Source organism: Ralstonia sp. 1138, from assembly GCF_040544795.1.
Classification (GTDB): domain Bacteria; phylum Pseudomonadota; class Gammaproteobacteria; order Burkholderiales; family Burkholderiaceae; genus Ralstonia; species Ralstonia flatus.
The window spans coordinates 482,650-502,987 of the sequence record NZ_JBEPKQ010000004.1 but is presented as its reverse complement, the minus strand read 5'-3'; the positions used below and the strand labels follow the sequence as shown (position 1 = coordinate 502,987).

Below are 20,338 nucleotides of genomic sequence, written 5' to 3'. Positions count from 1 at the left end.
TATGACCCAAGCATTGAACAATCAGGTTGCGCTCGTCACCGGTGCCTCGCGCGGCATCGGTCGTGCCATCGCGCTGGAACTGGCGCGCCAGGGTGCGACGGTGGTCGGTACGGCCACGTCGGAAACCGGCGCGCAAGCCATCACGGCTTACTTTGCCGAAGCTGGCGTCAAGGGCACTGGCGTGGTGCTCAACGTGAATGACGTCGCGCGCTGCGAGGCCGTCATCGACGAAACCATCAAGACGCACGGCGGCCTGAACATCCTCGTCAACAATGCCGGCATCACGCAGGACAACCTGGCGATGCGCATGAAGGACGACGAGTGGGTGTCCGTCATCGATACGAACCTCTCCGCCGTGTTCCGCCTGTCGCGCGCCGTGCTGCGCCCGATGATGAAGGCACGCGGTGGCCGTATTATCAACATCACTTCGGTGGTGGGCTCGGCCGGCAACCCGGGTCAAGCCAACTACGCCGCGGCCAAGGCGGGCGTAGAGGGCATGGCCCGCGCGCTGGCACGTGAGATCGGTAGTCGCAACATCACGGTCAACTGTGTCGCGCCGGGCTTTATCGACACCGACATGACGAAGGTCCTGTCCGAAGAGCAGCATACCGCGCTGAAGGCGCAGATTCCGCTGGGCCGCCTGGGCGCTCCGGAAGACGTCGCCAGCGCAGTTGCCTTCCTGGCGTCACCGGCGGCGGGCTACATTACCGGCTCGACGCTGCACGTCAACGGCGGCATGTACATGGGATAAGGAAGCCGTCCCGGCGGCGGGTGTGCGGAGCTTTGCGCATAAGCAAATCCTGCGCGATCGCCGATTTAACTGGCTTTTAGCTTCATGTTTGGCGCATTTTTTGCATGGTTTCCGGCGCGGTTTTTCGTCGCGCAAACCTGCTAGAATGCGCGCACTTTTTGTCGAATACTTCCCTGGAGGGTTAAATGGACAACATCGACGCACGCGTTAAGAAGATCGTTGCTGAGCAACTCGGCGTTGCCGAAGCAGACATCAAGAACGAATCGTCGTTCGTGAACGATCTGGGCGCGGATTCGCTCGATACGGTTGAGCTGGTGATGGCTCTGGAAGACGAGTTCGGTATGGAAATCCCGGACGAAGAGGCCGAGAAGATCACCACGGTGCAGCAAGCCATCGATTACGCGACCGCCCACGTCAAGGCGTAAGCGTCAATCGATCTCTTGACATCGCGGGCCACAGAAAGGGCGGTTGTCCGGTTTGACCGGGTGGCGCGTTTTCTGTGGCCTTTGTCGCTGATACAGAGTTGCAGGAAAGCATAGTGAGCCGTCGTCGCGTAGTCGTAACCGGCCTGGGGCTGGTCTCTCCGGTGGGGAACTCGGTCGCCGAGGGGTGGGCCAATCTGGTCGCCGGCAAGTCCGGGATCGCCACCATCACCAAATTCGATCCGTCGAACCTGGCCGTGCATTTCGCCGGCGAGGTGAAGGGTTTCAACGCCGAGGAATACATTCCGGCGAAGGAAGCCCGCAACATGGATACTTTCATCCATTACGGCATTGCTGCCGGCGTGCAGGCGCTCAAGGACAGCGGGCTGGAAGTGACCGAAGCCAATGCGGAGCGCATCGGCGTGCTGGTCGGTTCCGGTATCGGCGGTCTGCCGATGATCGAAGATACGCATCAGACTTACGTCGATCGCGGTCCACGCCGTATTTCGCCGTTCTTCGTGCCGGGTTCGATCATCAACATGATTTCCGGCCATCTGAGCATCATGTTTGGCCTGAAGGGTCCGAATCTGGCAGCCGTCACGGCTTGCACGACCGGTCTGCACAGCATTGGCCTGGCTGCGCGCCTCATCCAGGCGGGCGATGCCGACGCAATGGTGGCCGGCGGTGCCGAGTCGACCGTTTCGCCGCTGGGCATCGGCGGCTTTGCTGCCGCCCGTGCGCTGTCCACACGCAACGATGATCCGGCTACGGCCTCCCGTCCCTGGGATAAGGACCGCGACGGCTTCGTCCTGGGCGAAGGTGCGGGTGTGATGGTGCTGGAAGAATACGAGTCGGCGAAGGCTCGCGGCGCCACGATTTACGCTGAAGTCGCCGGCTTCGGCATGAGCGGCGACGCCTTCCACATGACCGCACCGAACATGGATGGCCCCCGCCGCTGCATGCTGAACGCGCTGCGCGATGCCGGCATGAATGCAGATCAGGTTCATTACCTGAATGCGCACGGCACCTCCACGCCCCTGGGCGACAAGAACGAGTCCGAAGCCATCAAGGCGGCTTTCGGCGATCACGCAGGCAAGATCGTCGTGAACTCCACGAAATCCATGACGGGCCACTTGCTTGGCGGCGCGGGCGGGTTGGAGTCGGTGTTCACGGTGCTGGCACTGCACAACCAGGTGTCGCCCCCGACCATCAACATCTTCAATCAGGACCCCGAGTGCGATCTCGATTACTGCGCCAACACCGCGCGTGACATGAAGATCGACGTGGCCGTGAAGAACAACTTCGGCTTCGGCGGGACCAACGGCACGCTGGTTTTCAAGCGCCCGTAAGGTGAGGCGGCACGTAGCAGACGCGCGTGCCGCTTCGTTTTTGTCTTGGTTGTTCAGCAGATCGTTTTCCCCGAGCCGTATCGGCGGCTGTGCGCGATTGGTCGAATCAGCATGGCCAGTCTTGTTTGTGCGGTGGCCTTATGGGTGATCAGCGCGTGGGGCATTGCGTTGCCGCTGATCACCTGGGCCGTCATCAGCGGCTTGGCGGTAGCGGCCTGTATTCCACTGCTGGTGAATCGCTCGCCGCATGCAATGGAACTCATGTGGCGCGCTCGTCTCAAAGGAGACGGAGAACCCGGTCAAGCTGTGTGGCAGGTCCGACTGATTGCGCCAGAAGCGCTCCAAAATGTGCCTCTGCTATGGTCATGGCCACTCGGCGAGCGCGTCTTGGTCCTTGGGGTTGCGCGTCACGGGTGGTGTCCACAGATCTTTGTGCTGATGCCACCGTGGTTTTCCGCCGGGACGTTACGTCGTATGCGGAGTTTGTTGCGCCTGGGGCCGCCGCAGGTGGCTTCCCGGGTGTCCGGTGTGTCGTAGGTAAAATACAACGTTTCCAAGTCACAAAAATTCAAGGCGATACACTGCAGGTGAAGAATCCGTGAGTGAACGCGAAGCCGACCAGATCCTTGTCGAGCGCGTCCAGCAAGGCGATAAACGAGCGTTTGAGCTGCTGGTGGTCAAGTACCACCGCAAGATCATCCGCCTCGTCTCGCGTTTGATCCGTGACCCGGCCGAAGTCGAGGATGTGGCACAGGATGCCTTTATCAAGGCCTACCGTGCATTACCCCAGTTTCGGGGAGAGTCCGCGTTCTATACGTGGCTGTATCGCATTGCCGTGAATACGGCCAAGAATTACCTGGCGACCCAGGGTCGGCGCCCCGAATCGTCCAGCGACATCGACACCGAAGAGGCTGAAACTTTTGCCGACGGTGAGCTACTAAGGGATATCAATACGCCAGACTCCATGCTGCATACCAAGCAGGTGGCCGAAACGGTCAACCGTGCCATGGAAGCGCTCCCCGAAGAACTGCGTACCGCAATCACACTCCGGGAGATCGAGGGTCTGAGCTATGAGGAAATCGCTGAAGCGATGGAATGCCCGATCGGCACGGTCCGGTCCCGCATTTTCCGGGCGCGCGAGGCGATTGCCGAGAAATTGCGCCCCCTGCTGGGAACAGTGGAGGGCAAACGGTGGTAGCCAGCCGATATGACAAGCCGGCGGCCGCATGCGGCTGCAAACGGTGAAACCTCGGGAAGTCTTCTCTCGGATCGTTGATTGGACGTTGGAGTTTTTGGGGTCGGGAAATGGGTCAGGCTCAATTGCAAACGGCAGAAGCGGAGTTCGCACAACGTATCTCTGCCTTGATGGACGGTGAAGTTGCCGCGCACGAAGTGGCGACTGCAGTCGACCTCGCCAAGGATGGCGAGGGCGCGGCGCATTGGCGCGAATATCAACTGATCGGCGACGTGCTTCGGTCGGAAGATTTGCTTAACACACGTTCCTCCGAAGATTTTCTCAGCCGGTTCTCGGTCAAGCTCGAGGCCGAGCCTCATCTGCTGGTGCCGGCTGTGGCGCAGCGTGCGAAAACTCAAGAGAGGCATCGTTTCCTGGTCAGCCCGGCTTGGGTCCGCCGCATCATGCCCACGACTGCTGTGGCGGCGGCGGTGGCGGCCGTTAGCTGGGTCGTCGTGCCGCAACTGCGCGGTCCTGCCGATGGCACAGACGGCTCTCCTGCGATGGTCGCCAAGGCGACGCAAGGTGCCGGTGCGCAGGCGCTGACCGTGGCGGCAACTGACAGCACGCCGATGATTCGCGACGCCCGCCTGGACGAATACCTGAGCGCCCATCGTCAGTCGGCGACCAACGGTATGGTGGTTCCGTATCTGCGTGCAGTGGCCAACGGGGTGGCAAACACCCAGGACTCCAATCAGGAATAATGCGGGCATCCATGTCGAAGGTGTGGCACCCCGTTGCCGGGGCAGGCGCCCGCAAGTTGCAGGCCGTTCGTCGGTCGGTTTTTCTTCTTCTGTGTGTTTCGGCGCTGGCGACAGCTGCTCAGCCCCAGCCCGATCCCATGCCGCGCAAGGAGGCCGCCTCGTGGCTGGCCAAAATCCATCGCGCAGCGCTCAAGCAGAACTATGTCGGCACGCTCACATACCAGCGTGGCACCGGCATGCACTCCACCCGCATCCAGCACTACGCTGATCTCTTCAACAACGAGTACGAGCGCGTCGAAGCGCTCGACGGCAAGCAGCGCGAAATGCTGCGTCAGAACGACGTCGTCCGGAATCTGATTTACGACGTCAAACTCGTTGTGACGGAAAAGCAGGAGCACAAGGACAGCTTCCCAGCGCTGCTCGCTACGACCAATGGCGATGTGCTCGATCAATACGACATGCGTCATCTGCCCTCGGAGCGCGTCGCGGGCATGGATTGCGAAGTCTTCCAGCTCGACCCGAAAGACGGCTACCGCTATGCGTACCGTATCTGGGCGGAACGCAACAGTGGCTTACTGATGCGCGCCCAGACCATCGGTGAAGACGGCAAGGTGCTTGAGCAGGTCGCCTTCTCGCAGGTCGAGCTGGGTGTGCCGTCGGAAAAGCAGAAGATCGTCGCTGCGTTCAAGAACCTGAACGGCTGGAATCAGTACGAGATCGTGACGCAGCCGACCAATCTGGCTGAGCAAGGCTGGACAATTGGCAACCCCGTCAAGGGCTTCCAGAAAATCCGTGAGGTGCGCCGTCCGCTGGGCGACATCGCGCCGGCCGGCAAGAACAGTTCTGGTTTCGAAGTCCAGCAGGTCGTGTTCAGCGACGGGCTGGCGGGGCTGTCGCTCTTCATCGAACCCGTGTCGGAAAAACGCACGCGTCGTGAGGGCTTCATCTCGCAAGGCGCCACGCACGTGATGGTGCGGCGCGTTGCCGATTTCTGGCTGACGGTCGTAGGCGAAGTCCCGTTTGCTACCATCAAGCAGTTTGGCGCTGCAGTCGACTATAAGCCGGTGTCCGCCAACGCGACCAATAAGCCGGCCAGCGCGCCGCAGTAGCCACAGAGCCGGCACCCGCCTGGGGTGCGCGGCGTGGTTGCACTCAGTACCATTTCTCTATCTGTTCTTGTTCCGGGGAGCTTTCATGCGTACCGCTCGATCCGTTCATGCCTTGCGTCTGCTGTGCGTTGCCGCCGCTGTGGCGGTGGGAAGCGCCCTGGTGCCGGCCCACGCGCAGAACGCCACGGGTAGCGTGGCCACGGGCACGTACGGCTTGCCCGATTTTGCCGACCTGGTCGAAAAGGTCAGCCCCGCCGTCGTCAACATCCGCACCACCGAAAAGGTTCGTATGCAGCAGGGTGGTCCGAGTGATGACGACATGGCCGAGTTTTTCCGCCGCTTCTTCGGTGTGCCGATGCCTGGCATGCCCGGGCAAGGCCAGAAGCGCCGCAATGCGCCGCCGCAACAGGAAGAAGAGCAGAGCCGCGGTGTCGGTTCCGGCTTCATCATCTCGGGTGACGGCTACATCCTGACCAACGCGCATGTGGTGGAAGGCGCGGAAACCATCTACGTCACGCTGATCGACAAGCGCGAGTACAAAGCTAAGCTGATCGGTCTCGACAAGCGCACCGATGTGGCGCTCGTCAAGGTGGAGGCGACGGCGTTGCCCAGCCTGAAGCTGGGCGACTCCGATAAGGTGCGCGTGGGCGAGTGGGTGCTGGCGATCGGGTCTCCGTTTGGTCTCGACAATACGGTGACAGCGGGCATTGTGTCGGCCAAGGGGCGCGATACGGGCGACTACCTGCCGTTCATCCAGTCCGACGTGGCGGTCAACCCAGGCAACTCGGGCGGCCCGCTGATCAACCTGCGCGGCGAGGTGATCGGCATCAACAACCAGATCTACAGCCAGAGCGGCGGCTACATGGGCATCTCGTTCTCGATCCCGATCGACGAGGCGATGCGTGTGGCTGAGCAGTTGAAGGCAACGGGCCGCGTGACGCGGGGCCGCATCGGCGTGGCAATTGACAACGTGCCGAAGGACGCAGCGGAGTCGCTGGGTCTGGGCCGCGCGCGGGGCGCCTATGTGGGCAATGTCGAATCGGGCGGCCCGGCGGACAAGGCCGGCATCGAGGCTGGTGACATCGTCTTGAAGTACAACGGCCGCGATATCGAGAAGGCGGGAGATCTGCAGCGCCAGGTCGGCGAGACCAAGCCGGGCACGCGCGCGACCGTGCAGGTCTGGCGCAAGGGCGCAACGCGCGATCTGACCGTGACGGTCGCCGAGTTGCAGGCCGATACGAAGGTGGCGCAGCGCTCCAAGGGCGCGCAGCCTGATAACAGCCAGCAGGGCCCGGGCAAGCCGAATGCCCTCGGGCTGGTGGTGGCGGACTTGTCCGACGGCGCACGTCGCGAGTTCAAGACCAAGAGTGGCGTTGAAGTGCAGGTGTCAGAAGGGCCGGCGGCGCGTGTCGGCATTCGCCCGGGCGATCTGATCCTGCGTGTGGGCGATACGGACGTCACCAACGCCAAGCAGTTCAACGAGGTGGTCGCCAAGCTCGACAAGAATCGCATGGTTGCCGTGTTTGTACGCCGCGGTGACGCCACGCAGGTCGTGACGCTGCGCCCGAGCGCGGCGCGCTCGGGTAGCGGCCAGTGATCGAACTTACGCTCTACGGCCGCACGTACTGCCATTTGTGCGAGGACATGAAAAACGCGCTGGAACTTCTCCGGCGCGGTTTTTCTTTTGTGCTGCACGAAGTGGACGTCGACAGCGACCCTGCGCTGGAGGCCCGGTTTGATGAATTGGTGCCCGTGCTGATGAGCGGCGCGCCGGAAACCCTGCCCGAAGACGCGCGTGAGCTGTGCCACTACTTTCTGGATGTACAAGCTGTGCAGGCGTGGCTCGCAGCACAAAGCGCGCACAACTGAGGCCACGCCGCTGCCGCAAAAAGAGGCGCGGGAAGCCCACTGAAATCCGGTAAAATCGCCTGTTAGCGCCGATTTTTGCAGTGCACGATTCTTGTGCCGCGACCTCGGCTTGGAACCCAATACCTCCCGCCGGCGCAGCCAACGCGCGCCGGCCTTGCCGGAACCGCTCGCGCTCCCGGCAGACGCGCCCGGGATGGGCGCTTTTCGACGCATTCGATGGACAATATCCGTAATTTCTCGATCATCGCCCACATCGACCACGGCAAATCGACGCTGGCCGACCGCATCATCCAGTTGTGTGGCGGGCTCTCCGACCGCGAGATGGAGGCCCAGGTGCTGGACTCGATGGACATCGAGAAGGAGCGCGGCATCACCATCAAGGCGCAGACTGCCGCGCTGTCTTATAAGGCTCAAGACGGCAAGGTCTACAACCTCAACCTGATCGATACCCCGGGACACGTCGACTTCAGCTACGAGGTCAGCCGCTCGCTGTCCGCGTGCGAGGGCGCGCTTCTGGTGGTCGATGCTTCGCAAGGTGTGGAAGCGCAGACCGTCGCCAACTGCTACACCGCCATCGAGCTGGGCGTGGAAGTGGTGCCGGTGCTCAACAAAATCGACTTGCCTGCAGCCGATCCGGAAAACGCGATCCAGGAAATCGAAGACGTCATCGGCATCGACGCCACCGATGCGACGCGTTGCTCTGCCAAGACTGGCGTGGGCGTGGCGGACGTGCTTGAAGCGCTGATCGCCAAAGTGCCGGCGCCGAAGGGCGACCCGGCTGCGCCGCTGCAAGCGCTGATCATCGACTCGTGGTTCGACAACTACGTCGGCGTGGTGATGCTCGTGCGCGTGGTGAACGGCACGCTGCGCGCCAAGGACAAAGTCCTGCTGATGGCAACCGGTGCGCAGCATTTGGTGGAGCAGGTGGGCGTGTTTTCGCCGAAGTCGGTGCCGCGTGAATCGTTGTCGGCGGGGCAGGTGGGCTTCGTCATCGCCGGCATCAAGGAACTCAAGGCGGCCAAGGTGGGTGACACCATCACGCACGTAGCGCCGCGCAAGGCCGAAGCGCCGCTGCCGGGCTTCAAGGAAGTCAAGCCGCAGGTGTTTGCCGGCCTGTATCCGGTGGAAGCCAATCAATACGAAGCGCTGCGTGAATCGCTCGAAAAGCTCAAGCTCAACGACGCGTCGTTGCAGTACGAGCCGGAAGTGTCGCAGGCGCTCGGCTTCGGCTTCCGCTGCGGCTTCCTGGGCCTGCTGCACATGGAAATCGTGCAGGAGCGCCTGGAGCGCGAATTCGACATGGATCTGATCACCACCGCGCCGACGGTGGTCTATCAGGTGCAGTTGCGCGATGGCACGATGGTGCAGGTGGAAAACCCGGCCAAGATGCCGGCCGACCCGAGCAAGATCGAGGCGATTCTCGAGCCGATCGTCACCGTCAATCTGTACATGCCGCAGGATTACGTGGGCGCCGTCATCACGCTGTGCGAGCAGAAGCGTGGCTCGCAGATCAACATGAGCTACCACGGCCGCCAGGTCCAGCTGACCTACGAAATCCCGATGGGCGAGATCGTGCTGGACTTCTTCGATCGGCTGAAATCCGTCTCGCGCGGTTATGCGTCGATGGATTACGAGTTCAAGGAATACCGCGTGTCGGACGTGGTCAAGGTCGACATCCTGATCAACGGCGACAAGGTCGATGCGCTGTCCATCATCGTCCACCGTTCGAACAGCACGTACCGTGGCCGTGAAGTGGCCGCCAAGATGCGCGAGATCATTCCGCGCCAGATGTACGACGTGGCGATCCAGGCGGCCATTGGCGCGAACGTGATCGCGCGTGAGAACGTCAAGGCGCTGCGCAAGAACGTGCTGGCCAAGTGCTACGGCGGCGATATCTCGCGCAAGAAGAAGCTCCTCGAGAAGCAGAAAGAGGGCAAGAAGCGCATGAAGCAGGTTGGCACCGTTGAAATTCCGCAAGAGGCTTTCCTGGCCATCCTGCGCGTCGAAGAAAAATAATCCAGACATCGCTCGGACGATCTCTCCTCCATGAACTTCGCCCTGATTCTGTTTGTTCTCGTCGTGCTCACCGGTATCGCATGGGTGGCCGACAAGCTCGTATTCCAGCGTCAACGTCAGGCGGCCGCGGCCGCGGCACTCGCTGAATTTGATGCGCGCGCGCAGGTGCAGGCGCAGTACGGCGGCGGTGGCGACATCGGTGCAGCGCGTTTGCAACTGGCCGAAGACAAGCTGCGCCAGCCCTGGTGGCTGGAATACACCGCCAGCTTCTTCCCGGTGATTGCCGCGGTGTTCCTGCTGCGCTCGTTCGTGATCGAGCCGTTCAAGATTCCGTCGGGCTCGATGATTCCGACGCTGCAGATCGGCGATTTCATCCTCGTCAACAAGTACACCTATGGCATTCGTTTGCCGATCGTGAACAAGAAGATCATGGAGCTGAACCAGCCGAAGCGTGGCGACGTGATGGTCTTCCGCTATCCGAAAGACGAGTCGATGGATTACATCAAGCGCGTGATCGGCGTGCCCGGTGACGTGGTGAAGTACGACAACAAGCGTCTGACAGTGAACGGCCAGCCGGCGACCTACGCGCCGCAGTCCGACTACCTTGATGGCGAGCGTCTGACCTACTCGAAGCAGTACCAGGAGACGCTGGGCAACGTGACGCACAACATCCTGAACGACGCGGACCGCCCGGCCTATGTCTCCGGCCCGGATGATTTTCCGTTCCGCGAGAACTGCACATACAATCAGACCGGCTTCACTTGCAAGGTACCTGCAGGTCACTATTTCATGATGGGCGATAATCGCGACAACAGCGCGGATTCCCGTTACTGGGGCTTCGTGCCGGACAAGAACATCGTCGGGAAGGCCTTCTTCATCTGGATGAATCTGAGTGACCTGAAACGGATCGGTGCTTTTCACTGATCCGATAAGTGACGCAGAGATATCTTAGTAAAACTCGGCAATTGCAAAACGGGGGAAATGCAATGCGGATTCGTCAGACCGGTCTCAAACGCCCGTCGCGCGGGATTACGATGTTTGGCATCCTGATCGGCATCATCGTGCTGATCACGTTTGTGCTGCCCGCCATTCGGTCTGTGCCGAGCCTGATGGAATACCAAGCTATCACGCGTGCTGTGAAGCAGGCGCGCGAACGTGCCAGCACGCGCGAAGAGATTGCCAATGCCTTCGACAAGCAGGCCGCGATTGATGACATCACGTCGATCAAGGGCGAAGATCTGGAAGTGCTGGACGGCGGTGGCTCCATTCAGGCGGTGCGTTTCTCTTACAAGCGTGAAGTGCCGCTGTACGGCCCCATCGGTCTGGTGATCACCTATTCGGGGACCCAGCGTTGACATGAGTCTGGATGCACTACAGCAACGTCTTGGCTACCGCTTCAGCAAACCGGAGTTGCTGCAGCAGGCGCTCACGCATCGCAGCCACAGTGCGATGCACAACGAGCGCCTGGAATTTCTTGGCGATTCGATCCTGAACTGCGCTGTCGCGGACATGCTCTACGGCATGTTCGGCAAGCTGGATGAAGGCGATCTCTCGCGCGTGCGGGCCAATCTGGTCAAGCAACAGGCGCTGTACGAGATCGCGCAGATGTTGCAGTTGCCCGATGCCCTGCGTTTGGGCGAAGGTGAGTTGAAGAGCGGCGGTTTCCGCCGTCCGTCTATCCTGGCCGATGCGCTGGAAGCGATTTTCGGGGCAGTGTTCCTCGACGGCGGCTTCGATGCCGCCCGCACGCTGATCCGCAAGCTCTATATCCCGATCCTTGAGCAGGTCGACCCGCGCACGCTCGGCAAGGACGCCAAGACGCTGTTGCAGGAGTACCTCCAAGGTCACAAGATTGCGTTGCCGCTGTATACGGTGGTGGCTACCCACGGCGCGGCGCATAATCAGCAATTCGAGGTCGAGTGCTCGATCCCCAAGCTGGAGATTCGCGTCTCCGGCAACGGGGCATCGCGGCGCGCGGCCGAACAATCGGCGGCCAAGCTGGCCTTGGAAGAAGCGCATCGCCTGGTGCCGCAGCTCGTCAAGCGCAGCCGCGCCGAGCGCACCGGCAAGACGCGCAAGCAGGCCACGCCGCCCGATCCGCAGTTGTCTCTCAGGTTGAAGGAATAATCAGTAAATGAGCGACACCCCATTGCAGCCTCCGCAGCCAGAATCTGGCGTGCCGGAGGGGTTCCGCTGCGGCATGGTCGCCATTGTCGGGCGGCCGAACGTCGGCAAATCTACGCTGATGAACGCCCTCGTGGGCCAGAAAGTCAGCATCACATCGCGCAAGGCGCAGACCACGCGCCACCGCATCACGGGCATTCAGACGACGGATGACGCCCAGTTCGTCTTCGTCGATACGCCAGGCTTTCAGACACGTCACGCCACCGCGCTGAACCGTTCGCTGAACCGCGCGGTCACGTCCACGCTTACGTCGGTGGATGCGGTGTTGTTCGTGGTCGAAGCCGGTCGCTACGGCCCGGACGACGAAAAGGTGCTTTCGCTGCTGCCGCGCGAGACGCCCGTGATCCTGATCGTCAACAAGGTCGATCGGCTTGATGCGTACACGCGCGCCGAGATGGTCGCCGTGTTCTTGCAGGACATGGCGCAGGTGTTTCCGTTTGCCGAAATCGTGCCGATGTCGGCCAAGAACCGCGACGACATCGATCGACTGCTCGGCATCGTGCGCCCGTATCTGCCGGAAGGTGAGCCGATGTACGACCCGGAAGCGCTGACCGATCGCAGCGAGCGCTTCCTGGCTGCCGAAATCGTTCGCGAGAAGGTGTTCCGCTGGACGGGCGACGAGTTGCCGTATTCCAGCACCGTCATCGTCGACAAATTCGAAACCGAAGGCCGCCTGCGCCGCGTGTTCGTGACCATTCTGGTCGATCGCGACGCGCACAAGGCGATGATCATCGGTGCGAAGGGCGCGAAGCTCAAGCAGATCTCCACCGAAGCCCGTATGGACATGGAAAAACTGTTCGACGGCAAGGTGTATCTGGAGGTCTGGATCAAGGTCAAGAGCGGTTGGGCCGACAACGAAGCCGGCCTGCGCGCCTACGGCTACGAATAACCACCTAGCCGCGCCACTTCTACACACGCTCGATGGCGGGACGATCCGATCCGATTCCGGACGAGGCCGCGGAATGGCTGGCCGAGGAAGGCGTTGCCGGCGCCGCGCCGCGCAAGAGTTTTCCTGCCGGGCGTTCCGAAACGCGTGTTGCTGCGCAGCCGGCGTTCGTGCTGCACAGTTATCCGTATCGGGAAACCAGCCTCATCATCGACGTCTTCACGCCGGACTACGGGCGCATGGCGCTGGTCGCCAAGGGGGCCAAGCGGCCGCATTCGGCGCTGCGTGCGGTGTTGCAGACGTTCCAGCCGCTTTCGTTGTCCTGGAGCGGGCGCGGTGATGTGCGCACGCTCACGCGCGCAGAGTGGGTCGGCGGCATGCTGCCGCTGGGCGGAGAAGGGCTGCTGTCCGGGTTCTACCTGAACGAACTGCTCGTCAAGTTTGTCGCTCGCGAAGACGGCCACCCGGTCCTGTTCGCGCATTACGTCGAAACCCTCAATAAGCTGGCCCATGGCGAGCCCGCGGCCTTCACGCTGCGGGCGTTCGAGCGTGTTCTGCTGCGTGAGACGGGCTTTGCCGCGCAGCTCGACCGCTGCATCGACGGCGAACCCGTGCAGGCCGATGCCGAATACGTCTATCACCCCGAGCGCGGCATCCGGCGCACGCTGCCCAGCGATCCGTCGTCCTGGCCTGTATTGCGCGGCCAGACGCTGATCGACATGGAACACGACGACTACGCCTCACGCCCCACGACCGCGCAGCAAAGCCGCAGCCTGATGCGTTTCCTGCTGCATTATCATTTGCATGGCACGCCGCTTTCGACGCGCCAGATCCTGATCGACTTGCAGAAATTATGATCTTTCATGCCTCGCCGGGAATCATCGACCTGGGTATCAACATCGACCACGTCGCCACACTGCGCAACGCGCGCGGCACCACGTACCCGGACCCGATCGCCGCGGCGCTGTTGGCTGAAGAAGCCGGCGCCGATCTCATCACGCTGCACCTGCGCGAAGATCGCCGCCACATCAAGGATGCCGATGTGCGCGCGTTGCGGCCGCAATTGCGCACACGCATGAACCTCGAGTGCGCGGTCACGCAGGAGATGCTCGACATCGCATGCGACGTCGGCCCGCAGGATGTCTGCCTCGTGCCCGAGCGCCGTCAGGAAGTGACCACCGAAGGCGGGCTGGACGTTGTCGGCGGTTTTGCCAAGGTGCAAGCCGCTTGCAAGCAACTGGCCGATGCGGGGATCCGCGTGTCGCTGTTCATCGATCCGGATGCGGCGCAGATCGAGGCCGCCGCCGCGGCCGGCGCGCCCGTCATCGAACTGCACACGGGCCGCTATGCCGAAGCGACCGACGACGCCGAGTTGCGGGCAGAACTTGTCCGCATCGAGACCGCGGTGGAAGAGGGCATCCGCTGGGGCGTGCGTGTGAACGCCGGCCACGGTCTCCACTACACGAACGTGCAGCCGATTGCCGCCATCGCCGGCATCCATGAACTCAACATCGGGCACGCCGTCGTTGCGCATGCGGTGTTTGCCGGTTGGCAGAACGCCGTGCGCGAGATGAAGGCGATCATGGTTGCAGCGCGGTTGTCATCCACGACGCCGGCCGCCGCACACCCGGGCGTGCCTGTATGAGCGAACGGGCTGCAGCCGCCTCGGTGTCCGGTGCCATTTATGGCATCGGCACCGACATCATCCAGATTGAGCGCGTTGAAGGCGTGATGCAGCGGACCAATGGCCGCTTCGCCGAAAAGGTGCTCGGCCCCGAGGAGCTGCGTATCTACCATGCCCGCAAGGCGCGTTCAGAGCGACGTGGCCTCGCGTTTCTTGCCACGCGCTTTGCCGCAAAGGAAGCCGTGTCCAAGGCCATCGGCCTGGGCATGCGCTGGCCCATGACGTGGCGTGCGGTACAGACGCTCAACTTGCCCTCCGGCCAACCGGTGGTGCGCTACAGCGGCGAACTGGCCGACTGGATTGCGCAGCACGGCCTTCATATCCAGATCAGCGTGACGGACGAGCGCGACTACGCAGTCGCCTTCGCAGTCGCCGAGTTGCAAACGAAATCCTCCGCATGACTCAAACCAAAAAACAGAAGCACCCCGGCCCGATCGTTCTGGATGTGGCCGGCCTGAAACTCGGCCCCGACGACGTTCGCCGCATTGCCCATCCGTTGACGGGTGGCGTGATCCTGTTTGCGCGGAACTTTGAATCGCGCGCGCAGTTGACGGCGCTCACGCAAGCCATTCGCGCGATTCGCAACGACGTGCTGATTTGCATCGACCACGAAGGCGGTCGCGTGCAGCGTGCCAAGACCGACGGCTTCACGCACCTGCCCGCCATGGGCGCGCTGGGCAAGCTGTGGGACACCGATGTGCTGGCCGCGACGCGCGCCGCCACCGCTTGCGGCTACGTGCTGGCCGCCGAACTCCGCGCCTGCGATATCGACCTCAGCTTCACGCCCGTGCTCGATCTCGACTACGGCAGCAGCAGCGTGATCGGCGATCGCGCGTTCCATCGCGACCCGCGCGTGGTCACGATGCTCGCCAACCACCTGACGCTGGGCCTGCGCCTGGCCGGCATGTCCAATTGCGGCAAGCATTTCCCCGGTCACGGCTACGTCCAAGCCGATTCGCACATTGCTGTGCCGGTGGACGAGCGCCCGCTGGAGGCGATCCTTGCCGACGACGCGCAGCCCTACGGCTGGATGGGTATCGGCCTGCAATCCGTCATGCCGGCACACGTGATTTACTCGGCCGTCGACCCGAACCCGGCGGGCTTCTCTCGCTTCTGGCTGCAGGACATGCTGCGCGCGCATTTCAACTTCGACGGCGTGATCTTCAGCGATGACCTGAGCATGGAAGGCGCGAGCGTTGCCGGCACGGTGGTCGACGGCGCGCGCGCGGCGCTCACGGCCGGCTGCGACATGGTGCTGATCTGCAACGCGCCGGAGAAGGCCGATCAACTGCTCGGCGAGCTGGACGTGCCCATGGGCAAGGCATCGCAGCGGCGCGTGCGCCGGTTGTTTGGCGGCCGGGCCGTGAAGGACTGGGCGAAGCTGCAGCAGCAATCGGCCTACAGGCAGGCGCTGCGCACGTTGCGCGAGGCGAAGCTCATCGCTTAGCCCCAGAAACGCACAAAGCGTGGTGGTAAAAGAAAAGGCTCCCGAGGGAGCCTTTCTTCTTGCTGCGGCGCCAGCTTACTTGGCGCGGCTGCGGTACTCGTCGGTACGCGTATCGATTTCGATCTTCTCGCCGATGTTGCAGAACAGCGGCACCATGATCACGAATTCTTCGTTGTCGTTGATGCGAGCTGCCTTCAGCACCTTACCCGACGACGTGTCGCCCTTGACTGCCGGCTCGGTGTAGACGATTTCGCGGACAACCGTGGTCGGCAGTTCCACCGAGATGGCGTTCTCGTTGTAGAACGTCACTTCGACCTTCATGCCGTCTTGCAGGTAGTTCAGCGCGCTGCCCATGGCGGCGGGCTCAACGTTGTACTGTTCGTACGTGACCGGATCCATGAACACGTACATCGAGCCGTCGAAGTAGGAGTACTCGGCTTCCTTCTTCTCCAGGATGACCTGGTCCATCTTGTCGTCGGCGTTGAACACCGACTCGCCGCCTGCGCCCGTCAGCAGGTTCTTGTACTTCATCTTGACGACGGCGCCCGAACGGCCCGAACGGCTGTACTCGGTCTTGAGCACGACCATTGCGTCGTTGCCGATCATGAACACGTTGCCAGCGCGGAGTTCTTGCGCGATTTTCAAAGCCATTTCACAGTTCCTGAGAGTAAGAGGGTTCGATGCGCGCCAAGCAACGAAGCACCGCGCGATACCCTCCGGGCCGCGCGAACCAGGTCAGAGCCGGGGGTCGCATACAGATCAGCCCGCTATTTTACCTGTTTTTCGCAAAATGCCACCAAATTCGCGGCGAGATCGCCCAGTTGCATCAAGCTTTGCTCCCAGGTGACGGCCCGTACGCGCAGGCGAGGCGCAACGGCTGCAAAGTCCGTCCAATTGAGTGATGCCGGCGCACCATTCCAGGCGTGCCAGAACGAGATCAGCGCTTTGGCATCGGCCTCTGTCAGGGCTGGCGTATAGCGCGCCAGAAATGCGTCGAGCTTGACGAGGTGTACGTCGTCGCTTTGGGGGTAGATGTGCCAGACAAACGGCTTCAGCGCCCACTGGGCGCGCACGAAGGAGTCTTCCCCGCGTACGAAATTGATGTCGCATGCCCACAGCAGTGGGTCATAGTGCTCCTGTGGCACGAACGGCACGACTGCCACCGTGAGGTTGCCACGCGTCCAGCGCGCGCCCGTCTTGGCAGAGCCGGCATCGCCCATTAGCTCGGCGATCTGCTGGGCGGCCAAACCTTCGGGCACCAGGCAGATCACCGGTTGGGGCGAGGCTTCCCATTGAGAGACCAGCGTCGCCAGGGCCGGGTTGGCATAAGCGAACAGGCTTACGCGCAGGGCGTCGGGGTTGTGGCGCACGAGGTCGTCGACGCCGAGGCGGTGCCACAACGCCTGGTGTGCGGCGGGGCTCGCCTGGAACGTTTTGCGTTGCGCGCCCAGATGCGATTCCCGCAGGACGCCGCCGGTGTTGCGTGCAAAGCCGGGGAAGAAGAAGTGTTTGACGAGCGGCAGCCGCAGATGTGGTGATTGCATCGCGTGATGCTCGGCCACCCAGTTCTCCGCGCTCAGGTATTCCAGATTGAGCCAAACCGGCGCCACGCCTTCCGATGCCCGCTCCGCCATGAGCGTCAGCACGGGCTCCGGAACGGCGCATGCGAACGCGCCAATCACCACGTCGTGCAAACCTGGGTGCGCATCGGCGGCGAGGAGATTGGCGACCTGCGCATCGTCAGTCCATTGGCGGATATCGACGCCCGAGACTCGCTGCGCGTCGGCTTGAGCGTCGACTGCGGGGCAGATCTTCTCGAACGAGCGGAGATCGTCGACCCACAAGCGGACGGTATGGCCGTGCTCTTGTACAAGCTGGCGGGCCAGACGCCAGCAGACGCCGATGTCGCCGTAATTGTCGACGACGCGGCAGAAGAGATCCCAGGATGTGATGGTGCGCATGCAGGAAGGCGAGTCGGGCAGCGAAGAAGGGCGGGCCGACATTGTAGTCGGCAGCTTGTTCTACACTGACGGCCTCTGATCCAGCGAACGCCATGTCGTCCGACCCCACGCAACCCCAGCCCCCCGAGACGCCCGAGAGCGTCGAGCCGAGCGCGCCCGGCAACGTGCCCGAATTCGACGCGAAAGCGCAGATCGCGCGCCTGCCGAATCTGCCGGGCGTGTATCGCTACTTTGATGCGCAGGGCAACGTGCTCTACGTGGGCAAGGCACGCGACCTCAAGAAGCGCGTGTCGAGCTATTTCAACAAAACGCTGCTTTCGCCGCGCATCGCGATGATGGTGGCGAAGATCGCGCGCATCGACACCACCGTCGTGCGCAGCGAGGCCGAAGCGCTGCTGCTCGAGAACAACCTCATCAAGGCGCTGGCGCCGCGCTACAACATCCTGTTTCGCGACGACAAGTCGTATCCGTATCTGAAGCTCACGCATCACGCCTATCCGCGCATGGCGTATTACCGGGGCGCGACCGATCGCAAGCACCAGTACTTCGGCCCGTTTCCGAGCGCGCATGCGGTGCGTGAAAGCATGCAGATCCTGCAGAAGGTGTTCCAGCTTCGCACGTGCGAAGACACCGTCTTCAACAACCGCACGCGGCCGTGCCTCCTCCATCAGATCCATCGCTGCAGCGGCCCATGCGTCCAGGCGATCAGCCCGGAGGATTACGCGCGCGACGTCGCCAACGCGGCGGGTTTCCTGCAGGGCCGCCAGGACGAGGTCATGCAGACGCTGCAGGACAAGATGCAGCGCTATTCCGAATCGCTGGCATTCGAGCAGGCCGCCGTCGTGCGCGACCAGATCGGCGCGTTGTCGACGGTGCTCAAGCAGCAGTCGGTTGAAGAGGTCGGCCACGCCAGCGACATCGACATCCTGGCCGTTGCCATCAAGGGCGGCCACGCCTGCGTGAACCTCGCGATGGTGCGCGGCGGCCGGCATCTGGGCGACAAGGCTTACTTCCCCACGCACGTGGAAGAGGGCGCCGCCATCGTCGGCGTGGATGTCGAGGCCGGCGGCGACGCTGCGGCAGAAACATCACGCGATGCCGAGCGCATGGCCAGTGACATCCTGGAAGCGTTCGTTGCGCAGCACTATCTCGATCAGTTCGTGCCGCCGGTGCTGGTGGTCAGCCATCAGATTCATGCAACCGAGTTGATCGATGCGCTGGCCGAGCAGGCGGGGCGTCGCATTTCGGTTGTGCGCCAGCCTCAGGGCGGGCGTCGCGCCTGGCTTGAAATGGCGGAGAAGGGCGCCGAGCTGTCGCTGATGCGCCGGCTTTCCGAGCAAGGCAGTCAACAGGCTCGTACGCGCGCACTGGCCGAGACCATCGGCATCGATCTCGAAGACCTTGCCGCGCTGCGCGTCGAATGTTTCGACATCAGCCACACCGCCGGCGAGGCCACGCAAGCCTCCTGCGTGGTCTTTCACAGCCACGCCATGCAAAACAGCGAATACCGTCGCTACAACATCCAGGACATCACACCCGGTGACGACTACGCGGCCATGCGGCAGGTCCTCACGCGGCGCTACCAGAAGATCGTCGAGCAGGCTGGCGAAGACACGCCGAACATGCCGAGCATCGTGCTGATCGACGGCGGCAAGGGGCAGGTGGAAGTCGCCCGCCAGGTGTTTGAAGAGCTGGGGCTCGATATTGGATTGCTCGTCGGCGTGGCCAAGGGCGAGGGGCGCAAGGTCGGCCTCGAAACGCTGATCTTTGCCGATGGCCGTCCGTCACTGGAGCTGGGCCAGGGCAGCGCCGCGCTGATGCTCGTCGCGCAGATTCGCGATGAGGCGCACCGCTTTGCCATCACCGGCATGCGTGCCAAGCGAGCCAAGGCGCGCAACACGTCGCGGCTGGAAGAAATCGAAGGCATCGGCGCCAAGCGTCGGCAGCGTTTGCTGGCGCGCTTCGGTGGCCTGCGTGGCGTGATGGCCGCGAGCGTCGACGAACTCGCCACGGTCGAAGGCATCTCGCAGACCCTGGCCGAAGAAATCTACCGTCAGTTGCATTGATCGGCGACAATGCCCCATCTTGCCGCGTAGGTTGAAGCTTGCGCGGCGGTTGTCCTCTCGATTTGCCATGCCTTTCAACTTCCCGATCCTCCTGACCTGGCTGCGTGTGGCCATGATCCCGCTGGTGGTGGGCGTGTTCTACGTGCCGGACACCTGGATGGCGCTGCCCACCAAGAACCTGACGGCCGCGGTGTTTTTCATCGTTGCAAGCCTCACGGATTGGTTCGACGGCTTTCTTGCCCGCCGCTGGAACCAGACCTCCGCCTTCGGCGCTTTTCTCGATCCGGTCGCGGACAAACTGATGGTGGCCGCTGCGCTGCTGGTGCTGCTGTCGTTGGGGCGCGTGTCCGACGTCATCGCGCTCGTCATCATCGGCCGCGAGATCACCATCTCTGCCCTGCGTGAATGGATGGCGCAGATTGGCGCGTCGAAGAGCGTGGCCGTGAACTTCCTCGGCAAGCTGAAGACGACCTTCCAGATGATCGCCATTCCGCTGCTGCTGTTCGAAGGCCGCCTGTTGGACATGATTGACGCGCAGGTGTGGGGCACGTGGCTCATTTACGTGGCGGCGGTGCTCACGCTGTGGTCGATGGCGTACTACATGAAGCTCGCGTGGCCGCAGATCCGCGAGCGCGCAAAATGAGCCTGTAAAAACT

The 20,338-nt window shown here is 62.5% G+C and carries 22 protein-coding genes; 19 read left to right on the top strand and 3 right to left on the bottom strand.

From position 1 onward, the window contains the following. Position 1 precedes the first annotated feature (1 nt). The 3 genes from fabG (at position 2) to fabF (ending at position 2,522) form a co-directional block, all read left to right on the top strand. The gene (gene fabG, locus ABIC76_RS19970; RefSeq protein ID WP_354534995.1) at positions 2-751 is read left to right on the top strand and encodes a 3-oxoacyl-ACP reductase FabG; all 750 of its coding nucleotides are present in this window, start codon (positions 2-4) and stop codon (positions 749-751) included. A 185-nt stretch (positions 752-936) separates the two neighbouring features. Then, the gene (acpP, locus tag ABIC76_RS19965) at positions 937-1,176 is read left to right on the top strand and encodes an acyl carrier protein (protein WP_004635650.1); all 240 of its coding nucleotides are present in this window, start codon (positions 937-939) and stop codon (positions 1,174-1,176) included. A 113-nt stretch (positions 1,177-1,289) separates the two neighbouring features. Further along, complete coding sequence (gene fabF / locus ABIC76_RS19960; protein WP_027677757.1) at positions 1,290-2,522, top strand: beta-ketoacyl-ACP synthase II; 1,233 nt, start codon at positions 1,290-1,292, stop codon at positions 2,520-2,522. 53 nt (positions 2,523-2,575) lie between these two features. On the opposite strand, the gene ABIC76_RS19955 is transcribed toward fabF, so the two are convergent. After that, complete coding sequence (locus ABIC76_RS19955; RefSeq protein ID WP_354534994.1) at positions 2,576-2,785, bottom strand: hypothetical protein; 210 nt, start codon at positions 2,783-2,785, stop codon at positions 2,576-2,578. 335 nt (positions 2,786-3,120) lie between these two features. Between ABIC76_RS19955 and rpoE the strand changes: the two genes are divergently transcribed. The 14 genes from rpoE (at position 3,121) to nagZ (ending at position 15,655) form a co-directional block, all read left to right on the top strand. Then, a complete protein-coding gene (gene rpoE, locus ABIC76_RS19950) occupies positions 3,121-3,720 on the top strand; it encodes an RNA polymerase sigma factor RpoE (protein WP_004635646.1) in 600 nt (199 codons plus the stop codon). A 107-nt stretch (positions 3,721-3,827) separates the two neighbouring features. After that, entirely contained in the window at positions 3,828-4,460 is a 633-nt protein-coding gene (locus tag ABIC76_RS19945; protein WP_354534993.1) for a sigma-E factor negative regulatory protein, read from the top strand. A gap of 11 nt (positions 4,461-4,471) precedes the next feature. Further along, a complete protein-coding gene (locus tag ABIC76_RS19940; RefSeq protein WP_102065158.1) occupies positions 4,472-5,569 on the top strand; it encodes a MucB/RseB C-terminal domain-containing protein in 1,098 nt (365 codons plus the stop codon). Positions 5,570-5,654: 85 nt separating this feature from the next. Further along, positions 5,655-7,166, top strand: a complete 1,512-nt coding sequence (locus ABIC76_RS19935; RefSeq protein ID WP_354534992.1) for a DegQ family serine endoprotease — start codon at positions 5,655-5,657, stop codon at positions 7,164-7,166. After that, positions 7,163-7,438, top strand: coding sequence for a glutaredoxin family protein (locus ABIC76_RS19930; protein ID WP_354534991.1), 276 nt, complete (start codon positions 7,163-7,165; stop codon positions 7,436-7,438). Before ABIC76_RS19935 ends, ABIC76_RS19930 begins: the two co-directional genes overlap by 4 nt. Before the next feature lie 216 nt (positions 7,439-7,654). After that, a complete protein-coding gene (gene lepA / locus ABIC76_RS19925) occupies positions 7,655-9,454 on the top strand; it encodes a translation elongation factor 4 (protein WP_027677751.1) in 1,800 nt (599 codons plus the stop codon). A gap of 30 nt (positions 9,455-9,484) precedes the next feature. Further along, positions 9,485-10,378 (top strand): signal peptidase I, encoded by an 894-nt coding sequence (gene lepB / locus ABIC76_RS19920; protein ID WP_354534990.1) that lies wholly within the window; start codon positions 9,485-9,487, stop codon positions 10,376-10,378. Positions 10,379-10,440: 62 nt separating this feature from the next. Further along, positions 10,441-10,809: a DUF4845 domain-containing protein gene (locus ABIC76_RS19915; protein ID WP_027677749.1), complete on the top strand. Its 369-nt coding sequence runs from the start codon at positions 10,441-10,443 to the stop codon at positions 10,807-10,809. 1 nt (position 10,810) lies between these two features. Next, entirely contained in the window at positions 10,811-11,581 is a 771-nt protein-coding gene (gene rnc / locus ABIC76_RS19910; protein ID WP_027677748.1) for a ribonuclease III, read from the top strand. Between the two features lie 7 nt (positions 11,582-11,588). Beyond that, positions 11,589-12,527, top strand: coding sequence for a GTPase Era (era, locus tag ABIC76_RS19905; RefSeq protein ID WP_004635627.1), 939 nt, complete (start codon positions 11,589-11,591; stop codon positions 12,525-12,527). A gap of 32 nt (positions 12,528-12,559) precedes the next feature. After that, entirely contained in the window at positions 12,560-13,381 is an 822-nt protein-coding gene (gene recO / locus ABIC76_RS19900; protein ID WP_027677747.1) for a DNA repair protein RecO, read from the top strand. Beyond that, complete coding sequence (pdxJ, locus tag ABIC76_RS19895; protein ID WP_027677746.1) at positions 13,378-14,169, top strand: pyridoxine 5'-phosphate synthase; 792 nt, start codon at positions 13,378-13,380, stop codon at positions 14,167-14,169. The genes recO and pdxJ overlap by 4 nt, the downstream gene beginning before the upstream one ends. After that, positions 14,166-14,609, top strand: a complete 444-nt coding sequence (acpS, locus tag ABIC76_RS19890) for a holo-ACP synthase (protein WP_354534989.1) — start codon at positions 14,166-14,168, stop codon at positions 14,607-14,609. Before pdxJ ends, acpS begins: the two co-directional genes overlap by 4 nt. Next, a complete protein-coding gene (nagZ, locus tag ABIC76_RS19885) occupies positions 14,606-15,655 on the top strand; it encodes a beta-N-acetylhexosaminidase (protein WP_316888055.1) in 1,050 nt (349 codons plus the stop codon). The genes acpS and nagZ overlap by 4 nt, the downstream gene beginning before the upstream one ends. Positions 15,656-15,730: 75 nt before the next feature. Here the strand turns inward: nagZ and efp are convergent, their stop codons facing one another. Together efp and earP are read right to left on the bottom strand one after the other, a co-directional pair. Then, the gene (efp, locus tag ABIC76_RS19880) at positions 15,731-16,300 is read right to left on the bottom strand and encodes an elongation factor P (RefSeq protein WP_027677743.1); all 570 of its coding nucleotides are present in this window, start codon (positions 16,298-16,300) and stop codon (positions 15,731-15,733) included. 122 nt (positions 16,301-16,422) lie between these two features. Continuing rightward, complete coding sequence (gene earP / locus ABIC76_RS19875) at positions 16,423-17,616, bottom strand: elongation factor P maturation arginine rhamnosyltransferase EarP (RefSeq protein ID WP_354534988.1); 1,194 nt, start codon at positions 17,614-17,616, stop codon at positions 16,423-16,425. A gap of 92 nt (positions 17,617-17,708) precedes the next feature. Here earP and uvrC point away from each other — a divergent pair, with 92 nt between their 5' ends. Then, positions 17,709-19,682 carry an excinuclease ABC subunit UvrC gene (uvrC, locus tag ABIC76_RS19870; protein ID WP_354534987.1) on the top strand — a complete coding sequence of 658 codons (1,974 nt, stop codon included), beginning with the start codon at positions 17,709-17,711 and terminating at the stop codon, positions 19,680-19,682. 67 nt (positions 19,683-19,749) lie between these two features. Beyond that, on the top strand, positions 19,750-20,325 hold the full coding sequence (gene pgsA / locus ABIC76_RS19865) for a CDP-diacylglycerol--glycerol-3-phosphate 3-phosphatidyltransferase (protein ID WP_343548313.1): 576 nt from the start codon (positions 19,750-19,752) through the stop codon (positions 20,323-20,325). Positions 20,326-20,338 lie beyond the last annotated feature (13 nt).